General features: G+C 67.5%; 21 protein-coding genes, 2 tRNA genes and 1 riboswitch. Of the genes, 12 read left to right on the top strand and 11 right to left on the bottom strand.

The window, feature by feature from the left end; all coding sequences use genetic code 11:
* Positions 1-33 precede the first annotated feature (33 nt).
* Both G3I17_RS27150 and G3I17_RS27145 read left to right on the top strand, forming a co-directional pair.
* Positions 34-468 (top strand): MarR family transcriptional regulator, encoded by a 435-nt coding sequence (locus G3I17_RS27150; RefSeq protein ID WP_164600414.1) that lies wholly within the window; start codon positions 34-36, stop codon positions 466-468.
* Positions 469-509: 41 nt separating this feature from the next.
* On the top strand, positions 510-1,823 hold the full coding sequence (locus G3I17_RS27145) for an MFS transporter (protein ID WP_164600457.1): 1,314 nt from the start codon (positions 510-512) through the stop codon (positions 1,821-1,823).
* A 38-nt stretch (positions 1,824-1,861) separates the two neighbouring features.
* Here G3I17_RS27145 and G3I17_RS27140 read toward each other — a convergent pair whose 3' ends face one another.
* The 4 genes from G3I17_RS27140 to G3I17_RS27125 form a co-directional block, all read right to left on the bottom strand.
* On the bottom strand, positions 1,862-2,119 hold the full coding sequence (locus G3I17_RS27140) for a hypothetical protein (protein ID WP_164600413.1): 258 nt from the start codon (positions 2,117-2,119) through the stop codon (positions 1,862-1,864).
* A gap of 144 nt (positions 2,120-2,263) precedes the next feature.
* Positions 2,264-2,935 carry a hypothetical protein gene (locus G3I17_RS27135; protein WP_164600412.1) on the bottom strand — a complete coding sequence of 224 codons (672 nt, stop codon included), beginning with the start codon at positions 2,933-2,935 and terminating at the stop codon, positions 2,264-2,266.
* A gap of 122 nt (positions 2,936-3,057) precedes the next feature.
* On the bottom strand, positions 3,058-4,125 hold the full coding sequence (locus tag G3I17_RS27130) for a ribonucleotide-diphosphate reductase subunit beta (RefSeq protein ID WP_164600411.1): 1,068 nt from the start codon (positions 4,123-4,125) through the stop codon (positions 3,058-3,060).
* Complete coding sequence (locus tag G3I17_RS27125; RefSeq protein WP_203590796.1) at positions 4,122-7,076, bottom strand: ribonucleoside-diphosphate reductase subunit alpha; 2,955 nt, start codon at positions 7,074-7,076, stop codon at positions 4,122-4,124. Before G3I17_RS27125 ends, G3I17_RS27130 begins: the two co-directional genes overlap by 4 nt.
* A gap of 188 nt (positions 7,077-7,264) precedes the next feature.
* Positions 7,265-7,382: riboswitch (cobalamin riboswitch) on the bottom strand.
* 157 nt (positions 7,383-7,539) lie between these two features.
* Between G3I17_RS27125 and G3I17_RS41100 the strand changes: the two genes are divergently transcribed.
* Together G3I17_RS41100 and G3I17_RS41095 are read left to right on the top strand one after the other, a co-directional pair.
* Positions 7,540-7,899, top strand: a complete 360-nt coding sequence (locus tag G3I17_RS41100; protein WP_239062936.1) for a serine hydrolase domain-containing protein — start codon at positions 7,540-7,542, stop codon at positions 7,897-7,899.
* Between the two features lie 29 nt (positions 7,900-7,928).
* Complete coding sequence (locus G3I17_RS41095; RefSeq protein ID WP_239062957.1) at positions 7,929-8,213, top strand: beta-lactamase family protein; 285 nt, start codon at positions 7,929-7,931, stop codon at positions 8,211-8,213.
* Here the strand turns inward: G3I17_RS41095 and G3I17_RS27115 are convergent.
* Together G3I17_RS27115 and G3I17_RS27110 are read right to left on the bottom strand one after the other, a co-directional pair.
* Positions 8,162-8,743 carry a DinB family protein gene (locus tag G3I17_RS27115; protein ID WP_164600410.1) on the bottom strand — a complete coding sequence of 194 codons (582 nt, stop codon included), beginning with the start codon at positions 8,741-8,743 and terminating at the stop codon, positions 8,162-8,164. The two genes, G3I17_RS41095 and G3I17_RS27115, sit on opposite strands and share 52 nt — an antisense overlap.
* An 86-nt stretch (positions 8,744-8,829) precedes the next feature.
* Positions 8,830-10,101, bottom strand: coding sequence for a Fic family protein (locus tag G3I17_RS27110; RefSeq protein ID WP_203590795.1), 1,272 nt, complete (start codon positions 10,099-10,101; stop codon positions 8,830-8,832).
* Between the two features lie 197 nt (positions 10,102-10,298).
* Here G3I17_RS27110 and G3I17_RS27105 point away from each other — a divergent pair, with 197 nt between their 5' ends.
* Positions 10,299-10,859, top strand: a complete 561-nt coding sequence (locus G3I17_RS27105) for a hypothetical protein (protein ID WP_164600409.1) — start codon at positions 10,299-10,301, stop codon at positions 10,857-10,859.
* Here G3I17_RS27105 and G3I17_RS27100 read toward each other — a convergent pair.
* From G3I17_RS27100 to G3I17_RS27090, 3 genes are all read right to left on the bottom strand, one after another.
* Entirely contained in the window at positions 10,847-11,128 is a 282-nt protein-coding gene (locus G3I17_RS27100; RefSeq protein WP_164600408.1) for a hypothetical protein, read from the bottom strand. The genes G3I17_RS27105 and G3I17_RS27100 overlap by 13 nt on opposite strands.
* A gap of 129 nt (positions 11,129-11,257) precedes the next feature.
* On the bottom strand, positions 11,258-12,130 hold the full coding sequence (locus G3I17_RS27095) for a 3-methyladenine DNA glycosylase (RefSeq protein WP_164600407.1): 873 nt from the start codon (positions 12,128-12,130) through the stop codon (positions 11,258-11,260).
* Positions 12,127-12,615 carry a GNAT family N-acetyltransferase gene (locus G3I17_RS27090; RefSeq protein WP_343238430.1) on the bottom strand — a complete coding sequence of 163 codons (489 nt, stop codon included), beginning with the start codon at positions 12,613-12,615 and terminating at the stop codon, positions 12,127-12,129. The genes G3I17_RS27095 and G3I17_RS27090 overlap by 4 nt, the downstream gene beginning before the upstream one ends.
* A 102-nt stretch (positions 12,616-12,717) precedes the next feature.
* On the opposite strand from G3I17_RS27090, the gene G3I17_RS27085 reads away from it, so the two are divergent.
* The 5 genes from G3I17_RS27085 to G3I17_RS27065 all read left to right on the top strand — a co-directional run bounded on the left by G3I17_RS27085 (position 12,718) and on the right by G3I17_RS27065 (position 16,352).
* Positions 12,718-13,506 (top strand): fumarylacetoacetate hydrolase family protein, encoded by a 789-nt coding sequence (locus G3I17_RS27085; RefSeq protein WP_164600406.1) that lies wholly within the window; start codon positions 12,718-12,720, stop codon positions 13,504-13,506.
* Positions 13,507-13,570: 64 nt separating this feature from the next.
* Positions 13,571-15,049, top strand: a complete 1,479-nt coding sequence (gltX, locus tag G3I17_RS27080) for a glutamate--tRNA ligase (protein WP_343238431.1) — start codon at positions 13,571-13,573, stop codon at positions 15,047-15,049.
* Positions 15,049-16,011, top strand: coding sequence for a CPBP family intramembrane glutamic endopeptidase (locus G3I17_RS27075; RefSeq protein WP_164600405.1), 963 nt, complete (start codon positions 15,049-15,051; stop codon positions 16,009-16,011). Before gltX ends, G3I17_RS27075 begins: the two co-directional genes overlap by 1 nt.
* A 115-nt stretch (positions 16,012-16,126) precedes the next feature.
* Positions 16,127-16,198: transfer RNA gene (locus G3I17_RS27070), tRNA-Gln, on the top strand.
* A gap of 78 nt (positions 16,199-16,276) precedes the next feature.
* Positions 16,277-16,352, top strand: a tRNA-Glu gene (locus G3I17_RS27065).
* A 70-nt stretch (positions 16,353-16,422) separates the two neighbouring features.
* Here the strand turns inward: G3I17_RS27065 and G3I17_RS27060 are convergent.
* Complete coding sequence (locus tag G3I17_RS27060) at positions 16,423-16,962, bottom strand: DUF308 domain-containing protein (protein ID WP_203590794.1); 540 nt, start codon at positions 16,960-16,962, stop codon at positions 16,423-16,425.
* A 173-nt stretch (positions 16,963-17,135) separates the two neighbouring features.
* Entirely contained in the window at positions 17,136-17,855 is a 720-nt protein-coding gene (locus tag G3I17_RS27055) for an IclR family transcriptional regulator (RefSeq protein WP_164600403.1), read from the bottom strand.
* A 108-nt stretch (positions 17,856-17,963) separates the two neighbouring features.
* On the opposite strand from G3I17_RS27055, the gene leuC reads away from it, so the two are divergent.
* Positions 17,964-19,403: a 3-isopropylmalate dehydratase large subunit gene (gene leuC, locus G3I17_RS27050; RefSeq protein ID WP_164600402.1), complete on the top strand. Its 1,440-nt coding sequence runs from the start codon at positions 17,964-17,966 to the stop codon at positions 19,401-19,403.
* Positions 19,404-19,414: 11 nt separating this feature from the next.
* Positions 19,415-20,014, top strand: coding sequence for a 3-isopropylmalate dehydratase small subunit (gene leuD, locus G3I17_RS27045; RefSeq protein WP_164600401.1), 600 nt, complete (start codon positions 19,415-19,417; stop codon positions 20,012-20,014).
* Positions 20,015-20,270: the final 256 nt, after the last annotated feature.

The raw sequence follows: 20,270 nt of genomic DNA, 5'->3' as shown, positions 1-20,270 counted from the left end.
GACAGTTTGAACTGAAGACTTTAGGTTGGAGGTATGGAGATCTCGGAGTCCGCCGTGCAGGCGGCCAGCGAAGTGCGGGTGACCTTCGGGCGGCTCCGCCGGCGCTTGCGGGCCGTGGCCTCGACGACGGATCTGACGCCCTCGCAGGAGTCGGTGGTGAGCCGGCTCGACAAGAGCGGTGCCGTATCTGCCAGCGATCTGGCGGTGGCCGAGCGCGTGCGCCCGCAGTCGATGGCCGCCACGGTCGCCGTCTTGGTGGAGCTCGGCTTCGTCGAGCGGACCCCGGATCCCGACGACGGCCGCCGGCAGCTGATCTCCCTCACCCCGGCAGGGCAGAAGCGCTTGCAAGGCGATCGGCAGGTCCGGCAGGAGTGGCTGGCCAGGACGTTGCAGGAGAAATGCACCGAGGAGCAACGCCAGACCATCATCGAGGCGCTCGCGTTGCTGGAGGAAGTGACCGAGGCGTGAGCACTGCCCCTGGGGCCTTCGACCGCAAGCTGATCGCGCCGATGATGCTCGGCTCGATCCTCAACCCGATCAACTCATCGATGCTGGCGGTGGCGCTGATCCCGATCGGCGCCGCCTTCGGCATCCCGCCGTCCGAGACGGCCTGGCTGGTCACTGGTCTGTACCTCGCGACGGCGGTCGGCCAGCCGGTGATGGGCAAGCTGGTCGACACGTACGGACCGCGCCCGCTCTACCTGATCGGCACGGCCCTGGTCGGGATCGCCGGACTGATGGGTGCACTCGCACCGAGCCTGGGCTTCCTGATCGCCTCCCGGGTCCTGCTCGGCTTCGGGACGTCGGCCGCCTACCCGGCCTCGATGTCCTTGATCCGCAGCGAGTCCGACCGCACGGGTCGGCAGAGCCCGACCGGCGTACTGAGCGCCCTGTCGGTCGCCAACCAAGTGATCGCCGTGATCGGCCCGACGCTCGGCGGTGTGCTGATCGGCGTCGGTGGCTGGCATCTGATCTTCACCATCAACGTCCCGCTGTCGATCGCCTGCGTCCTGCTCGGCTGGTTCTGGCTGCCCCGGCGGACGACCGGCGTACGGAATACGCAGCGGTTGGACTACGCCGGGATCGGGTTGTTCGCGGCGACGCTGGTGTCCCTGATGGTCTTCCTCATGCGTCCTGCCGTCGATCGCCTGTACCTGCCGGTGCTGGCCGTCGCCATCGGCGCAACCTTCGCGGTGCGGGAGCTTCGGACGCTGGAGCCGTTCATCGACCTGCGCGTGCTCGGTGGCAACGCGCCCTTGCTCGCCACCTACGCGCGGCAGGTGCTCTCGTTCGTGGTCAGTTACTCGTTCCTCTACGGCTTCGCCCAATGGCTGGAGGAGAGCCGCTCGCTGAGCGCCTCCGCGACCGGGCTGGTGCTGCTGCCGATGTCGGGAGCCGCGATCGTGATCACCGCGATCACCGGCCGCCGGGCGCAGGTCCGCGGCAAACTCGTGGCCGGCAGCATCATCTTGCTGATCGCCGTCGCGGGTCTCCAGCTAGCTGAGGCAGAAAGCGCTCTCTGGCTGCTCGTCGGCCTCGGCGTCACGGCCGGTTTCCCCCAGGGACTCAACGGCCTCGCCAACCAGAACGCGCTCTACCACCAAGCGGATCCGGCCAGGATGGGTTCATCGGCCGGCCTCCTCCGTACCGGGACCTATCTCGGTGCACTCATCGCCGCCGCGGCCAACGCCACCTTCTTCAAGACCGGTGCCTCGACCATCGGCCTGCACCACTTGTCCTCCTTCCTCCTGATCACCAGCTCCCTGCTGCTGATCATCACCGTCCTGGACCGCTCCCTGCGCCGGATCGGCCAACCCACCTGAAACTGCAGAACGCAGTCGTCGCCCTGCCCGGTACGCCGCTACCCGCCGGCGTCTCGCCTCGTGAGCTGGTTCAGTCCTTGCGGAGCACCAGGATTCGTTGGCCTAGCTGGACGACGATGGCGGCGGACTCGACGCGTTGGCGGGATCCGGCGGTCGACCGTCTGTCCGCGTCCGGCGAGGTTCACCAGCTTGCCGGTGACGGTGTCGGCCACTGCCCAGGCGGTGACCAATCGATCGCGGTCGCGCTGCTTGACCGCGACGTACCGGCCGCCGAAGCCGCCGTTGAACCAGTTCACGGACCAGTCGTCCCCGATGGCAGCCTCGCGCAGGTTGCCGCTCTCGGGGTCGACGTAGACAGCCTTGGTGTCATAGAGGGCTCGCGCCTTGCCGTCGACGACGTCCAGCGACTCCTGGCTGTTGGAGCGTCTGAACTCGGCCTGTCAGGGTTGCCCGCCCGCAAGCGGAGTTCCCTTGGCCAGCCGACGGCCGAACTTGGTGTCATCGAATTCGACGAAGCTCTTGCCGGCGACAACGAAGTCGTTGCTTTTTGCCCGTACCGTGGCTGCCACCTGGCCAGTGCGTGCGTCGAGCACGGTGACCGGCGTCGACTCGGAACCGCCGCGGATGACGATCCAGTCGGATCGGGGTACCCAACGCCTCGGGTTGTAGGAGCTCTGTCCACCCGACCCGGCGGTCGCCTCACCGTCGCCGTTCGTGGTGAACGGCTCCTGCTGTCCGACGTCCTGCTGCCAGCGGGTCTTGCCATCGGAGATCGAGACGACTGAGGCCTGGTTGTCCCGTTGGGAGCTGCCGCTGTCGCCGTAGAGGAGTACGGCATTCGTTCCCAACTGCTGCCACCGAACCGTGCCTGAGCTGCCGAAACTGTTCTTCCACAGCTCGCGGCCATCGGAGATCGCACGGCCCCGCAGCGCAGGAGTCTCCTGGGTCAGCGTGATTGCGAGCTTGTCGTCCGCCGCGATCAGGACAGTGTCCGATCCGGCCTCCCAGCCGGCCGACGTGATCGGCGGGATGTGGGCCCCGAGGATTCCGGCCGCGACCATGGCGACGGCGGCAACCACCGCGGCAGTTCGTAGTACCGGCCTGGACCGCAAGGCGGCAACGATCAGCGCGACGGCCGCGATCGCCAGGGCGGCGATCCACGCATACCAGCCCCAGTCGAGGACGATCGTCAGGTCCGGGGAACCGCGGGAGGCGGTTCCCCGGACGGGTGGGCTCAGTCCCAGCTCAGGCCGCCGCCCGACTGGTACTCGATCACCCGGGACTCGAAGAAGTTCTTCTCCTTCTTCAGGTCCATCATCTCGGACATCCAGCCGAACGGGTTGCGGGTCTCGCCGAAGATCGGGGCGATGCCGATCTGCTCGGCGCGCCGGTCGGTGACGAAGTGCATGTACTGCTCGCACAGGTCGGCGGTCAGGCCGAGCATGCCGTTCGGCATTGTCGCGCGGCCGTAGGCGACCTCGAGCTCACACGCCTCGGTCAGCATCTGCCGGACCTCGGCCTGGAACGCCTCGGTCCACAGGTGCGGGTTCTCCTGCTTGATCTGGTTGATGCAGTCGATGCCGAAGTTCAGGTGGATCGACTCGTCGCGCAGGATGTACTGGTACTGCTCGGCGATGCCGACCATCTTGTTGCGCCGGCCGAGCGACAGGATCTGCGCGAAACCGGTGTAGAACCACATGCCCTCGAAGACCACATAGAAGGCGATCAGGTCGCGCAGGAAGTCCGTGTCGGTCTCCGGCGTACCGGTCTTGAAGTCCGGGTCCTCCAGGTGCTGGGTGTACTTCAGCGCCCAGGCGTCCTTGTCGGAGATCGACGGCACCTCGCGGTACATGTTGAACAGCTCGCCCTCGTCCAGCCCGAGCGAGGTGCAGATGTACTGGAAGGTGTGCGTGTGCACGGCCTCCTCGAACGCCTGGCGGAGCAGGTACTGGCGGCACTCGGGGTTGGTCAGCTGACGGTAGACCGCGAGCACGATGTTGTTCGCGACCAGCGACTCCGCGGTGGCGAAGAAGCCGAGGTTGCGCTTCAGCATCAGCCGCTCGTCCGCGGTCAGGCCGTCTTTCGACTTCCACAGCGCGATGTCGGCCTGCATGGAGACCTCGGTCGGCATCCAGTGGTTGTTGCAGCCGGCAAGGTATTTGTCCCAGGCCCACTGGTACTTGAGCGGCAGCAGTTGGTTCACGTCCGCGCGGGCGTTGATCATCGCCTTGTCGGCGACCTCGATCCGGGACGCGCCGACGGCGATCGAGCCCAGCCCGGTCACGTTGCTGGTGGTGGTCACTGGCAGGCCTCGCAGTCGGGGTCGGTGATCAGGCAGACGTTGGGTGCATCCAGCAACGAGTCGTCCATCTCCACTGCCGGAGCCGGCGGGGGAGTAGCCGGTACGACGGCCACAGGCGACGCGACCGGAGATGCCACCGGTGCGGCTGCTACCGGCGCGGGTGCTGCGGCAGGACTGACCGGTACCGCGTTGAGCCGGCCGTCCGTGCCCTTGATCGTCGACTTCTCCACGTGCGTGGCCGACTGGGAGCGCAGGTAGTACGTGGTCTTGAGGCCGTAACGCCACGCCGACCGGTACAGCTCGTCGAGCGCCTTGCCCGACGGCGCGGTCATGTAGAGGTTGAGCGACTGCGCTTGGTCGAGCCACTTCTGCCGACGCGAAGCCGCCTTGATGAGCCACATCGGGTCCATCTCGAACGCGGTCGCGTACAGCTCCTGCAGGTCGGCCGGGACGCGGTCGATCTGGGACAGGATGCCGTCGTGGTACTTCAGGTCGGACACCATCACCTGGTCCCACAGCCCGCGCGCCTTCAGGTCGGCGACGAGGTACGGGTTCGCGACGGTGAACTCACCGGACATGTTCGACTTCACGAACAGGTTGCGGTAGATCGGTTCGATCGACTGGCTGACCCCGCAGATGTTGGAGATCGTCGCGGTCGGCGCGATCGCCAGCACGTTGGAGTTGCGCATGCCGTCGCGCAGGACCTTGCCGCGCAGCGCGTCCCAGTCGAGCAGCTTGCCCGTGTCGACGGTCAGGTCGCCGTTGCGCGCCTCGCGGAGCAGCTCGAGCGAATCGATCGGCAGGACGCCCTGGCTCCACAGCGAGCCCTCGTACGTCTGGTACCGGCCGCGCTCGGCGGCCAGATCGCTCGACGCCTCGATCGCGTGATAGCTGATCTGCTCCATCGAGCTGTCGGCGAACGCGACGGCGGCGTCGGAGGAGTACGGGATGCGCAGTGCGAAGAGCGAGTCCGCGAAGCCCATCAGGCCGAGGCCGACCGGGCGGTGACGCTGGTTGGCGCGCTCCGACTCGGGCGTCGTGTAGAAGTTCACGTCGATCACGTTGTCGAGCATCCGGACGGCCGTCTTCACGGTGTCGCGGATCAGCTCGGCGTCCAGACCGGTGTCGGTCAGGTGGGCGACCAGGTTGACCGAGCCCAGGTTGCAGACCGCCGTCTCGTCGACAGTGGTGTTCAGGGTGATCTCGGTGCACAGGTTCGACGAGTGCACGACGCCGTCGTGCTGCTGCGGCGAACGCAGGTTGCACGCGTCCTTGAAGGTGATCCACGGGTGACCGGTCTCGAACAGCACGGTCAGCATCCGGCGCCACAGGTCGACGGCCTTGACCCGGCGGAACACCCGGATCTCACCACGGTCGGCGGCCTGCTCGTAGTTCTCGTACGCCGTGGCGAAGGCCGCGCCATACAGGTCGTGCAGGTCGGGGACCTCATCCGGAGAGAAGAGCGTCCAGTCGCCACCGGCCTCGACCCGCCGCAGGAACAGGTCGGGCACCCAGTTGGCGGTGTTCATATCGTGCGTGCGGCGACGCTCGTCACCGGTGTTCTTGCGCAGGTCGAGGAACTCCTCGATGTCCATGTGCCAGGTCTCGAGGTACGCGCAGACCGCGCCCTTGCGCTTGCCGCCCTGGTTGACCGCGACGGCGGTGTCGTTGGCGATCTTGAGGAACGGTACGACGCCCTGCGACTCGCCGTTGGTACCGCGGATCTTCGCGCCGATACCGCGGACCGGGGTCCAGTCGTTGCCCAGGCCACCGGAGTACTTGGCCAGCAGGGCGTTGTTGCGGATCCCCGCGAAGATGCCGGACAGGTCGTCGTCGACGGTGGTCAGGAAGCACGACGACAGCTGCGGCCGGGTGGTACCGGAGTTGAACAGCGTCGGCGTCGACGACATGAACCGGAACGAGCTGAGCAGCTCGTAGAACTCGATCGCGCGGTCCTCGCGGTTCTCCTCCTTCAGTGAGATGCCCATCGCGACGCGGAGGAAGAAGGCCTGCGGGAGCTCGAACCGGATCTTGTCGATGTGCAACAGGTAGCGGTCGTACAGGGTCTGCAGGCCGAGGAAGGCGAAGTCCAGGTCGCGCTCGGGCTTGATCGCCGCGGCCAGCCTGGCCAGGTCGAAGGTGGCCAGCTCGGGGTCGAGCAGGCCGGCCTCGATCCCGGTCTGGATGTACTGCGGGAAGTAGTCGACGTACGCCGTGGCCATGTCGGCCTGGCTCGCCTGCCGAGGCTCACCGTGCACCCGGCCGAGCGTCTCGCGACGGATCTGGTCGAGCAGCAGGCGGGACGCGGCGAAGCTGTACTCCGGCTCCGTCTCCACATAGCCACGGGCCGCCATCACCAGGGCGAGCTCGACCTCGTGCTGGGCGATGCCGTCGTAGCAGGAGCCGAGGGTCTCGTTGAGGATCAGCTCGGCGTCGACGGAGTCGAGGCCCGCCGCTGCCTCGGCGACGATCACGCGGAGCCGGTCGACGTCCAGCGGAGCAGTGCTGCCGTCAGCGGCGCGGACGTTGATCACTGGCTGGGTGCTGAGCTCGGCGGCGTTCTCCGGCGTACGGGCCTTGGTGCGCTCCTCGCGGTAGAGCACGTAGGCGCGAGCGACCTGGTGCTCACCGGCTCGCATCAGCGCCAGTTCGACCTGGTCCTGGATGTCCTCGACCTGGACGCTGCGCCGGGCGTCGCCACGGCTGGTCAGCGTGTCGACCACACGGGCCGTCAGGTCGGCGATCAGGTCGCGGACGCGGTGACTGCCGCCGGCCTCGGTGCCCTCGACGGCGAGGAACGCCTTGCTGAGCGCGACCGAGATCTTGGTCGGGTCGAACGCGGTGCTGTTGCCGTCACGCCGTACGACGGTGAGCTGGTTCGGTCCGGCCGCGGCCGGCTTTGCGGTGCCTGACTGGGATGGCGAAACGATGGTCACAAGCGCTCTCTCCACGCGAGTCTCTTGACGACCGGGACCCCGGGGCAGCGCATGACGGGACACGCTACGCAGATCGTCGAGGAGCCCTGACTCCACCCGTGGGCTGCCCGCGCATCGCTATCCAACGCTGCTGCGCGCCAACCCGACGGTCTGCTGCTGTCTCGCCCTGCGACCCGCCCTCGAGGTCTCGGACAGCGCGCACCGGCGGTACGCGCACCGGCCGCAGGTATTCGGGCTCACGGGGACTGCTTATCCGCTTACCGCTGCGGGGCAGCCCCGGATTCTCACCGGATTCCCCTGACGACCAGTGCAGAGACCTTAACCCCACTACCCCCACATCTAGTGCCTCGACTCGCCGAGGAGCGCACATGTTGTGTGAAAAACGCATCTCGGTGCAATGTCAAATTTTGCTCAACGGTTCCGACCCAGTACTGAGCGTCGCCAGCGAGGCGATGATCTGCGGGTGGGAGGAACTGGTATGAGCGAGCTTCAGAAGCAGGTTCAGGTGCTGCTCGACGGCTTGGTCGCGTCGGGTTCGGAGGACGGCGTACAGGCCGCCGTGTACCGCCGTGGCGAGCTGATCGTGGACGCGGTGGCCGGCGTCGCCGATGGGGTGACGGGCCGGCCGGTCACGTCGGACACGCTGTTCTATGCCGCCTCGACGGTCAAAGGGGTGACCTCGACCGTCGTCCACGTGCTGGTGGAACAGGGGATGCTCTCCTACGACACCTTGGTGGCTTCGGTGTGGCCGGAGTTCGGCGCTCATGGCAAGTCGTCGACGACCGTGCGGCACGTGCTGACGCATTCGGCGGGGTGCCTGCGGTGCCTGCGGAGCTGACCTTGGAGCGGTTCTGCGACTGGGATGCGATGTGCGCGGTGGTCGCTTCGCTGGAGCCGTGGTGGGCGCCGGGGACTCGGGTCGGGTATCACGCTGTGACGTTCGGGTTCATTCTCGGCGAGGTGGTTCGGCGGCTGACGGGGTCGCCGATCTCGGCCGTACTGCATCTGCCTGGGGCCTGGCCGCCGAGGCGCACTCCTGAGCGGTGGATGGAGTGGCCTCCGCCTCGACGGCCAGGGGATCGGGTGGGTCAATCGGCGGGTCAGGCGGCCAGGGCGTGGAGGTCCTGCAGCGTCATGATTTCCGAGCCGTGATGGATGAGCTCGCGGTTGAGGCGGAGGATCACGTGGCCGAACGGCTCGGCGGCGTCTAGCTCGGTTGCTTGGCTCAGGCCGATGGACATCGCCTCCTGCTCGTCGAGCTCGGCGATCGAGTCACGCCAGGCGTCCACCCAGTGAGCTAGCCAGGCGACCGCGTCCTGGGCGTTGCCGTGCAGGGTGATGTCTGCCCGGCCTTGTTGGCTCGCCCCGAACGTCCACTCCCAGCGCTCGAAGAACGTCTCGGTCAGATGTGCGATCAGCCACGCGATCGTTCGCGGCCCGCGGTGATCCGGCTCGTCCGGCCATTGCGCCACCCACTCACCCGACCCGAGCGACCTGAACCGCCCCGCATACTGCCGCCGGACGACGGTCAGCGCCTCACTGCTCGGCCGCCAGAAGTATTGCTCGTCGGTGAGCGCCGCCAACCGCCCCGACAACACCATCCAGCTGAAGCCGAGCTGCCCGCGCACCATCGCCATCGCAGACGGCCGCTGCAAGATCTCCCAGTCGAACGGCTCCGGCATCACAGTTCCTCACACTCCCCGATTTGGCCCAGCTCTCGAACGTATGTTCGAATTGTTCATCGAGGAAGCGAGGAAAGTCAATCAGCTCAGCGTGTTGGTCGTGGCACTGACGGAACCGGTCTGCTAGGCGCCTCGATCCGGGTATCGGCGGCCGGGCTGGCGAAGCGGCGTTCGAGGAGGGTGAAGGCATCGATAAGTTCAGGAGCTTCGTAGACACGGTTGCGGCGACCGTCCGTGATCTCGCGGAGGACGGCGGCCTCGGTCAGGCGGGTCAGGGCCTGGTTGGCGGCTTGCTGCGATCTGCCGATCAGCTCGGCTGCCGCGGTGAGGGTCAGTACGGGCGCGGCCGGCAAGGTCTCGATCAGCAGGTCGACGGCGGAGCCCGCGCGGACCGGCGCTGCGCGTTCACGCCAGGCAACCTTGAGGTCGGCGGCGGTGCGCTCGAAACGGGCGGCTTCGGCTGTCGCATGGCTGCAGGCGGTGGCGAACATCAGCAGCCATTCGTTCGCCGCCCGGCGAGCGCGGGGGTTCGTCGCCTTGCCGGTGTGACGGAAGGCGGTGAGGGCTTCGATGTACTGCGTCGCGTGCGTGGCAAGGGAGAGCGAGACCGGCGGGACGCTGCGCTCGACGAGGCCTTCGGCTCGCAGTACCAGGTGAATCAGTGCGCGGCCGGTGCGACCGTTGCCATCGGCAAAGGGATGGATCGTCTCGAACTGCGCATGCGCGATCCCGGTCTTGGCCAGTACGGGCAACGGGGACTCGCGGATGAAGGTCATCAGGTCGGCGAGCAGTTCGGGCACAACCTGCGCCGGCGGCGGAACGTAGTACGCCTCGGCAGGGGAGCGCCCGCCGATCCAGTTCTGCAGGTAGCGCACCTCGCCGCCGAACTCCCGATGAGGAGAGTGCGCCATCAAGCGCCGGTGTGCTTCGAGCAGATGCTCGACCTCGAGCTTGTCCCCGATCTGCACGGACCCGGTCACCCACATCATCGCGTCGACAGCACCAAGAACCTCCTCGGCGGTCACGTCATGATGCCGCGCGTTGTCGCGCAAAGCCTCAGCCTTCAACAACCGCCGAGCCCCCACCACCAGCCCCTCGATCTGCGAAGACCCCACCGCCTCGGCCCGCAACAACAACCGAGCCAACGCCTCACTGTTCGTCAGCACCGCCGCGGTCGCATCCAGCCGAGCCAAATCCCCAGCCGCATCCTCCAATGCAGCCAGCACCTCATCGCTGAGATCGAACTCCCGCCCCACCAACGGATCCGGAAAGTACAACTCGTACGACCCACCCAGCCGCTCAGCCCGGGTGAACCCATCCGGGTGCCCCGGCCACCGCTGCAACTCAACCCTGGCCATACCCTTATTCAAGCTTATCCATCAACCTTGAACAAGAGCTGAACCGCGAAAGGAGGCAACAACCGATCGCGAGGCATTGGGGGAGATGACAGTTGGTGGGGGAGCTGTTCGCTGGGGACGCAAGGGTGGCGGGGGTGGACCTTGTGGCGGCTACGTTGCGCGGTAGTGGTCCAGGCCGCAACTGGGGAGGTTGGCAGATGAAGGTATTGGTGGGAGTTGTCCTCCTGTTGGTCGTCAGTGGATGTGGTGGGGCCGAGACGACGGCTGGGCAGGGGACGCCGTCGGTTGGGCCGGTGACGGTTACGGAGTCGCTGCCTACCAAGACTTTGCCTGCGCCGTCCTCGACCGTGGCTTCCAGTGCGCCGGCGACGAAGGCGACCGCGGCCGGGCTCGCGGCCAAGGTGAAGGCTGGGGCGCCGTCGATCAAGAAGATCGTCCAGATCACCGAGGACAACGATCCGAACAATCTGATCGGGCGGCCGACCGGCTACCTGGACGCCGCTGTGCTCTACGAGTCGACGCTGACGTGCGACAAGCCTGGTGCCGACTGCGGTGCCACCATCGAGATCTGGCCGACGGCGAAGGCTGCGACCGACCGCGCCGCCTACATCCAGAAGAACTTGAAGGACATCCCGATGCTCGGGACGGAGTACAACTACACGAACGACTCCGCCCTGCTGCGCGTCAACGGCGAGCTCAAGCCGTCGCTTGCCGCCAAGCTCAACGCGCTGTTCGGTGGAACTCCTTACACGCCCTGAGTCTCCAGGTAGGCGAACTTGTCTCGCCATTGGGTGAAGGGTGCCTTGAACTGCGTCGATCCAGCAGCCAGCGGCATGAACCAGCGGACCGTCTCCGCGTAGTAGCTGGCCTGCTTCGCGGGCCGCGGGTGCGTGTCGAGCCGCTGCACGTTGCGTCGCCCCAGCGACCTCGACAGCAATCTCGAGCGCCTGCAGGAGATGCTCGACGTACGACTCACTGGCCGGCCGAACCTGGTCACCGTGCCACCGCGCCGCGAACTCATACGCATCGGCCAGGCTACCGACGACCTCTTGTTGCCGACGGCATCAAATGGCGCCGTCAACCGACATCAGTTGATGTCATCATCGTTCTCGTCAGGGGCAGCAGGAAGGCGGGTTGCGCCTCCGCGTCGAAGCCGTCAGGCGTGGGAGGTCCTCTGCTGTTCTTCAGCCAGTTGGTCGCAGAGCTCGACGAGTTGCCGGCGGAAGGGGCGGGCGCGGTCGGCGAAGGCGCGTTGGGCTGCGGCGTACTGCGCCTTGCCGGCTGGGGTTTCGATCGGGATGGGGTCGTAGCCCAGTACGGCGAAGTCGTACGGCGAGGCGCGCATGTCGAGGGTGCGGATGTCGCGGGCCAGCTCGAAGCAGTCGAGGAGCAAGGAGCTTGGCGTGAAGGGCATGAGCTTCGTGGCCCATTTGTAGAGGTCCATGTTGGCGTGCAGGCAGCCGCCCTGCTCCAGCAGAGGTTGGGACTCGCGCGTGGGCTGCAGGACGTTCAGGGGGCGCGCGGGTTCCGTGAAGAAGCGGAAGGCGTCGAAATGCGAGCAGGCGATCTTGTGCGACTCGACCACGCGGTCGGTGCGATCGGCGCCCAGTCGGAGGGGCCAGTCGTGGCGGACTTCCTCCGAGCGGTAGACCATCGCCCATTCGTGCAGGCCGAAGCAGCCGAACTGGGGTTGACGGTCTGCGGTTGCCTTGAGCAACCGAGCGATCCAGGTGATGGAGTCGGTGCGGCGCGAGATCTCGGTCGGGTCCAGGCGCGCGGCGTCGCCGGAGTACAGGTAGCCGCGTTTGCCCTCGTACTGCGTGGCGCCGCGCAGGCTGATGCCGGGGCCGGGGTGCCAGACACGGAGTTGTTTGGGGCGGGTCGGGTAGTAGGTGAAGAGGAAGTCCTCGACCGGGTGCTTCTCACCCCGTTGGCGGCGCTCGAGATGGTCCGCGAGCAGGGCATCCACCCGCTCCGAGTGGGCTGCTTGCAACGGCTCCCAGTCGGCGGGTTCGAGGACGACGGTCACAGGGCCAGGGAGAAGGCGTACAGGTCGACACCGGGGCGGGGGGACCAGTCGCGTTCGGGGAGGCGGGTGAAGCCGAGCCGCTCGTACACGCGGTGGGCGGTGGTCATGGCTCGAGCGCTCGACAGGACGACACGGCGATAGCCCAACTCGCGGCTGCGCTCGATGCAGTGCACCGACAGCGCCGTACCGATGCCGCGGCCGCGCGCCTTCGCCGACACCCCGAGCATCCGGAACTCGCCCTCGCCGTCGCGGGCGAGCTCGCCGTAGACCGAGCCGGGAACACAGAAAGTGACGGTGCCCAACAGTTCTGTACTGTCGGCGGCGACCCAGAGCTCCGCCTTGGCGGCGCGGTCGGCCGCGTTGCGCAGAGTCCGTCCGTAGTCGGAGCCCTCGGGGATGAAACCGTCCGCGGCATAGGCCTCGGCGGTCAGCTCGCCCACCTCGTCGTACTCCGCGGGCCGGGCCAGCCGGATGTCAGTCGTCACCAGGTAACTGTCTCACCCCGGTACGACGGTAGGCTCGGTGCTCCGAACGTGACTCTGGTAATTGACTCCAGGACTCGATCCGACACTCAGCAAAGGCCGCACGTGCGTATCGCCAGATTCTCCGTCGACGACGAACCGAAGTACGGCGTCGTCGAGACCGATGACCCCGAGGGGCTCACCGGTACCGTCGCAGTGCTCGACTCGGACCCGCTCTACCGGCCGGTGCAATTCACCGGCGAGCAGCTGCAACTGGCTGACGTCCGGTTGCTGGCCCCGGTGATCCCGCGCAGCAAGGTGGTCTGCGTCGGGCGCAACTACCGCGCGCACGCCGAGGAGCTCGGCAACGAGGTCCCCACCGAGCCGCTGATCTTCCTGAAGCCGAACACCTCGGTGGTCGGCCCGCGGGACGGCATCGTCTACCCCGAGCAGACCAACGACCTGCACTTCGAGGGCGAGCTGGCGATCGTGATCGGCCGGATCTGCCGCGACCTGCCCCGGGAGCGCGCCGAAGAGGTGATCTTCGGGTACACGATCGCCAACGACGTGACCGCGCGGGACCTGCAGAAGAGCGACGGGCAATGGGCCCGGGCGAAGGGGTACGACACGTTCTGCCCGCTCGGCCCGTGGATCAGTACGGATCTGGACGTGTCGGACGCGCGCGTCACCACCACGCTGAACGGCGAGCTCAAGCAGGACGGGAAGACCTCGCAATTCCTGTTCGACATCCCCGAGGTGCTGGCCTACATCACCTCTTTCACCACGTTGCTCCCCGGCGACGTGGTGCTCACCGGCACCCCCGCGGGTGTCGGCCCGATGCTGCCCGGCGACGAGGTCGCCATCAGCGTCGAAGGACTCGGAACTCTGACGAACAAGGTGATCGTGCGTGACTGAAAGGCCTGCCGCTGCTTCATTCGACGACGACGGCAACGTTCTTGGGGGCTTGGAACCGTCCAAGGTGCGGGTGCGCTTCCCACCGTCACCGACCGGTCTGCTGACGGTCGGCAACATCCGCAGCGCGCTGTTCAACTGGGCCTTCGCCCGCCACTACGGCGGCAAGCTCGTGCTCCGGATCGAGGACACGGACAAGTCCCGCAACACGCCTGAGGCGCTGCAGTACACGCTGGACTCGCTCACCTGGCTCGGCCTGAACTGGGACGAGGGCCCGCAGATCGGCGGCGAGTTCGGCCCGTACCTGCAGTCGGAGCGGATGGACCTCTACGCCGACGTGGTGGCGAAGCTGCTCGCCGCGGGCAAGGCGTACCACTGCTACTGCTCGCAGGAGGAGCTGGACCAGCGCCGCGAGGCTGCTCGCTCGGCCGGCCAGCACAGCGGGTACGACGGCCACTGCCGCACGCTGACGCCGGAGCAGGTGCAGGCGTACCTGGACGAGGGCCGGCACCCGGTCGTCCGGCTGCGGATGCCCGACCGCCCGATCACCTTCGACGACCTGGTCCGCGGAGAGATCACCTTCCTGCCGGAGAACCTGGGCGACTACGTGCTCGTCCGCGCGAACGGCTACCCGCTGTACCCGCTGGTGAACCCGGTCGACGACGCGCTGATGGAGATCACCCACGTACTGCGGGGCGAGGATCTGCTGCCGTCGACGCCGCGCCAGATCGCGTTGTACGAGGCACTGGCCGAGATCGGCATCGGCTCGGGCCAGACGCCGCGGTTCGGGCACCTGCCGTTCGTGATGGGTGAGGGCAACAAGAAGCTGTCCAAGCGCGACCCGGGGGCCGGCCTCGGCGAGTACATGGAGCGTGGTTTCCTGCCCGAGGGCCTGCTGAACTACCTGGCGCTGCTCGGCTGGTCGATCGCCGACGATCGCGACGTCTTCACCATGGACGAGATGATCAAGGCGTTCGACATCCGCAAGGTGAACGCGAACGCGGCCCGCTTCGACCCGAAGAAGTGCGAGGCGATCAACGCCTCCCACATGCGGATGCTCGACCCGGCGGAGTTCGCGCGCCGCGTCGTACCGTTCCTGGCCAAGGCCGGGGTGCTGCCGGCCGAGCCGTCGGCGGAGCAGTTGCAGTTGCTCGGCGCGGCCGTACCGCTGGTACAGGAGCGGATGAACACGCTGTCGGAGTCGGTCGAGATGCTCAGCTTCCTGTTCGTACCGGACGAGGCCTTCTCGATCGACCAGGACTCGGCCAACAAGGTGCTGACCGCTGACGCCGGCGCCGTCCTGGAGGCCACTGGCAAGGCGCTCACCGAGGTCGGCGAGTGGACCACCGAGGCGATCGAGGCCGCCCTGCGTGCGTCGTTGATCGAGGGTCTCGGGCTGAAGCCGAAGAACGCGTTCGGCCCGGTCCGGGTCGCGATCTCCGGCCGCCGGATCTCGCCGCCGCTGTTCGAGTCGCTGGATCTACTCGGCCGGGAGCGTTCGCTGCACCGGATCGAGCAGGCCCGCGCGGCACTCCCGGCAGACTGATGTCGTACGCCGGTACGCCGGGTCCCGGGGGTGCGGTCGACCCCCGGGACGCCGGCCCGCAGCCGTTCCACCGGCTGCTGCGCAACGACGTGGCGCCGCGGGCCTTCCTGCTCCTCGGCGCGCTCACCGTACTGGTCGGGTGGATGTTCTTCAGCCTGCTGATCCTGTCGATCCAGCGGGGGATCCGGACGGATCCCGAGGGCACCGTGTCGTGGCTGGGGCTGCTGGCGACGAACCTGTCGCTGATCGTGCTGATCCCGCTGACGATGATCGTCGCGACGCTGCTGAACAAGCAGACGCCGGGCCTGCTGTCGTCGGTGATCGGCAAGCTGCGCTGGCGTCCACTGGTGGTGTTCGGGGTCGCGGCTGTGGTGCTCGAGCTGGTGATGCTCGGGGTGATCAAGTTCGGCGGGATCGGCGTCCTGGGCGACGGCCCCGACGGCATCGCCTCGGACGCGGCCGGCGTGATCGCGGTGACGTTGCTGACCTCGACGTTCCAGGCGGCGGGGGAGGAGTACTTCTTCCGCGGCTACCTGCTGCAGGCGGTCGGCGCGCTGGTGCGCAGCTCGCTGGTCGCAGTACTGGTGACGACGGTGCTGTTCACGATGGCGCACGGGATCTGGCCGTGGGAGAGCCCGGCGTTGTTCCTGGATCGCTTCGCGTTCGGGCTGGTGGCCGGGCTGCTGGCCGTCCGGACCGGTGGGCTGGAGGCGTCGATCGCGGCGCACGCGGCGAACAACGTGATCACCTTCATCTATGCGGCGCTGACCAACACCGTCGGCGACAGCCTGGGTGCCTCGGACGCGCCCTGGTCGCTCGTTGCCGTCGACGTGGTGAAGTTCGCCGCCTTCGGGGCGATCGCGTTGCTGCTGGCCGGCAAGCAGGGAATGGCGACCCGGTGCGAGTTGCCGTTGGCGACCCCTCTGGTCATGGACCGCCGACCAGGCAGGAGGCTGGTGTGACGGGAGTGACAACGGCAGGCGGGGACCCCGTTTTGGATTCTGGCGCCTTGCTGCGATAGGCTCAGCGGGCCAGGTTGTGAGGGCGGAAACGCACTGACAATCGCAGTAAAAGCTTTGGGGTATGGGGTAATTGGCAGCCCGACTGGTTCTGGTCCAGTTAGTCTAGGTTCGAGTCCTAGTACCCCAGCGATTGGACCGTATCGCTGGAAGTTAGGTACAGTTCATCCTCGTTGGTCAGCTCTTCGGAGCAGGTCGACAACCCTCTGGCCCCGTTGTGTAGCGGCCTAGCACGCCGCCCTCTCAAGGCGGTAGCGCGGGTTCGAATCCCGTCGGGGCTACCAGAGAAAAGCGCCCCTCACCGTCAGGTGAGGGGCGCTTGTTGTTTGCCTCGAACTCTCGTTGAGACAGGCGTCACATCGCAGGTTGCTGGCCCGCCGCCGGTTGCTGAGGAGTGGCGACCAGCCGGCGGACCGCCAGGCCGGCGACCAGGAAAGCGGCGCCCCACAGAAGGGCCACGACGCCCAGGAAGACGGCGATGCCGACCGCGCCCTTACCGGGGTTGGCGGCGAAGAGGATGCCCAGCAGGATCGACAGCGCGGCGCTGAGGACCAGGAACCACCGCGGGGCCAGCTGATCGGTGGTGAAGGCGCCGACCGCCTCGAAGACACCGCGGACGATCAGCCAGATGCCGAGGATCCAGGTCAGCGTGACCGCGGTGACGGCCGGGCTGAAGATGGCGAAGAAGGCCGCGACCAGCGCGATCACCCCGATCACCCCGAGCCACAGCCGGCTGCCACGAGACTCCGGCCGGAACGCCTGGGTCAGCGAGCCGATCCCGTCCATCAACGCCCAGAAGCCCCACAGCAACGCCAGCGCGATCGCCGTCGAGATCGGCCAGACGATCGCCAGGATCCCGAACACGATGCCGATCGCCCCGCGAACGATCAACATCTTCCAACCGACAGTCATCCAGTCCCGCACCATCACGAACCTCCCAGAACGCAGTACCCCCTGAGCTCATCGTGGATCCGGCCCCGCCGCCCGGCAAGCACCCCACGCCCACCGCAGAACAACTGAAACAGCCCGCCGCGGGAGGCGACGGGCTGTTCGCAGTACGGGCTGTACTACTCGGAGGCTCTGCGGAGAGCTTCGGAGAGGCGTTCGGCGGCGGCCATGACGGCGGGGGCGTGCATGCGACCGGGCTGGCGGGAGAGGCGTTCGATCGGGCCGGAGACCGAGACCGAGGCGATCACCTTGCCGGAAGGGGAGCGGACGGGCGCCGAGACCGAGGCGACGCCCTGCTCGCGTTCGCCGACGGAGTGGGCCCAGCCACGACGGCGTACGCCGGCCAGCGCCGCCGCGTTGAAGCTGGCGTTGTGGAGCCCGCGGTGCATCCGCTCGGGGTCTTCCCAGGCCAGCAGGATCTGGGCGGCTGAGCCGGCTGCCATCGTCAGCTGGCTGCCGACCGGAACGGTGTCGCGCAGACCGGACGGGCGCTCGGCGGCCGCGACGCAGACGCGGTACTCACCTTGGCGCCGGAACAGCTGGGCCGATTCACCCGTGATGTCGCGCAGCCGGGCCAGTACCGGACCGGCGGTCGCCAGCAGCCGGTCCTCACCGGCCGCGGAGGCCAACTCGCTCAGGCGCGGCCCGAGCACGAAGCGGCCCTGCATGTCGCGCCCCACCAGCCGGTGGTGCTCGAGGGCCACGGCGAGCCGATGAGCCGTCGGCCGGGCCAGTCCCGTCGCCGCCACGAGTCCGGCCAGGGTCGCCGGCCCGGACTCGAGTGCGGACAGAACGAGAGCTGCTTTGTCGAGAACGCCGACTCCGCTAGAGTTGTCCATGAGACGATATTGCCGTCTCGAATCGTGGAACGCAAGTCGCTTCTGGAGCCGGTTCCGGCGCAATGTGAGCGAGAGACAGCACACCACAAACCTCAAAGGAGCAGTCTGATGGGTAGGACGTTGTCGGAAAAGGTCTGGGATGCGCACGTTGTGCGCCATGCCGACGGAGAGCCCGACCTCCTCTACATCGATCTCCACCTGGTGCACGAGGTGACCAGTCCACAAGCCTTCGACGGCCTCCGGCTGGCAGGCCGACCGGTCCGCCGCCCGGATCTGACGATCGCCACCGAGGATCACAACGTACCCACCCTCGACGTCGACAAGCCGATCGCCGACCTGGTCTCGCGGACGCAGGTGGACACGCTGCGCAGGAACGCCGCGGAGTTCGGCGTCCGGATCCACACCCTCGGCGATCCCGACCAGGGCGTCGTGCACGTGATCGGCCCGCAGCTCGGCCTGACCCAGCCCGGGATGACCGTGGTCTGCGGTGACAGCCACACCTCCACCCACGGCGCGTTCGGCGCGATCGCGTTCGGCATCGGGACCAGCGAGGTCGAGCACGTGCTCGCCACCCAGACGCTGATGCAGGCCCGGCCTAAGACGATGGCAGTCACCGTCGACGGCGTACTGCCCGACGGCGTCTCGGCCAAGGACCTGGTCCTCGCGCTGATCACGCAGGTCGGCACCGGCGGCGGCCAGGGCTACATCGTCGAGTACCGCGGTGAAGCGATCCGCGCGCTGTCGATGGAAGCCCGGATGACGATCTGCAACATGTCGATCGAGTGGGGCGCGAAGGCCGGCATGATCGCGCCGGACGAGACGACGTACGCGTATCTGAAGGACAAGCCGCACGCGCCGCAGGGTCTCGACTGGGAAGCAGCGGTCGAGTACTGGAACGGCCTGTCGACCGACGACGACGCCGACTTCGACCGCGAGATCGTGCTGCGCGCCGAAGACATCGCGCCGTTCGTCACCTGGGGCACCAACCCGGGCCAGGGCGCTCCGCTGTCGGCCAACGTGCCGTCGCCGGACGACTTCGACGAGCCCAACGACAAGATCGCCGCCGAGCGCGCCCTGGAGTACATGGGCCTCACCGCCGGTACTCCGCTGCGCGAGGTCAAGGTGGACACCGTCTTCCTCGGCTCCTGCACCAACGGCCGGATCGAGGACCTGCGCGCCGCGGCCGGTGTACTGGCCGGCCGGAAGGTTGCCGACGGCACCAGGATGCTCGTCGTCCCGGGCTCGGGCCGGGTGCTGCTGCAGGCCGAGTCCGAAGGTCTGGACGTGATCTTCAAGGATGCGGGCGCCGAGTGGCGTGGAGCGGGCTGCTCGATGTGTCTGGGAATGAACCCGGACCAGCTGGCCCCGGGGGAGCGAAGCGCCTCGACCTCCAACCGGAACTTCGAAGGACGCCAGGGCAAGGGTGGCCGGACGCACCTCGTCTCGCCGCTGGTCGCCGCCGCAACCGCCGTCACGGGCACTCTCGCGGCGCCGGCCGACCTGCCGCCGTGTCAGGACGCAGCGGTCGCCGTACCCGAGAACGTCTAGGAGTAGAGATCATGGAAGCCTTCACCCAGCACATCGGCACCGCGGTTCCGCTGCGGCGCAGCAACGTCGACACCGACCAGATCATCCCGGCGGTCTACCTCAAGCGGGTCACCCGGACCGGTTTCGAGGACGGCCTGTTCGCTGCCTGGCGCAACGATCCCGCCTTCATCCTGAACCAGCCCGAGTACGAAGGGGTCTCGGTGCTCGTCGCCGGGCCGGACTTCGGTACCGGATCGTCGCGTGAGCACGCCGTCTGGGCCCTGATGGACTACGGGTTCCGCGTCGTCGTGGCCTCGCGCTTCGGGGACATCTTCCGCGGCAACTCCGGCAAGGCCGGGCTGCTCGCCGCGCTCGTCGAGCAGGACGTCGTCGACCGGCTCTGGGCCGCGGTCGAGCAGGATCCCGGCACCAAGGTGACCGTCGACCTGGAGAACAAGACGATCTCGGCTGGTGACGTCTCGGCGCCATTCGAGATCGACGACTACACCCGCTACCGGCTGCTGAACGGGCTCGACGACGTCGGCATCACCTTGTCCCACGAGGCCGACATCACGACGTACGAGGCGACCAGGCCGGCCTTCAAGCCGGCCACGCTTCCGGTGCGGGCGTAACGAATCGCACAGCCGGACCGATAACTCCGGTGTTATCCTCTTGAAGTTGTCAGCACAGGCCGTGACAAGGAACTACGAGATCTTGGAGGTGGGGCGCCATGAGCAGCGAACCCTCCAGACATATGGATCTCGTTCGGCCTTGAGGCGCTGAATCCTCTTCTGCTAGGTCCAGATCATCCCGGCGCGGCTCCGCGCCGGGTGATCTGCAGCGCGGGGCCGGGCGATGTGTCGCCCCTCGATCCCGCACCTCGCACCT

This window comes from Streptomyces sp. SID13031 (assembly GCF_010548305.1).
Lineage (GTDB): Bacteria > Actinomycetota > Actinomycetes > Propionibacteriales > Kribbellaceae > Kribbella.
The sequence above is the reverse complement of the archived record's forward strand: the minus strand, read 5'-3'. Positions and strand labels throughout refer to the sequence as shown.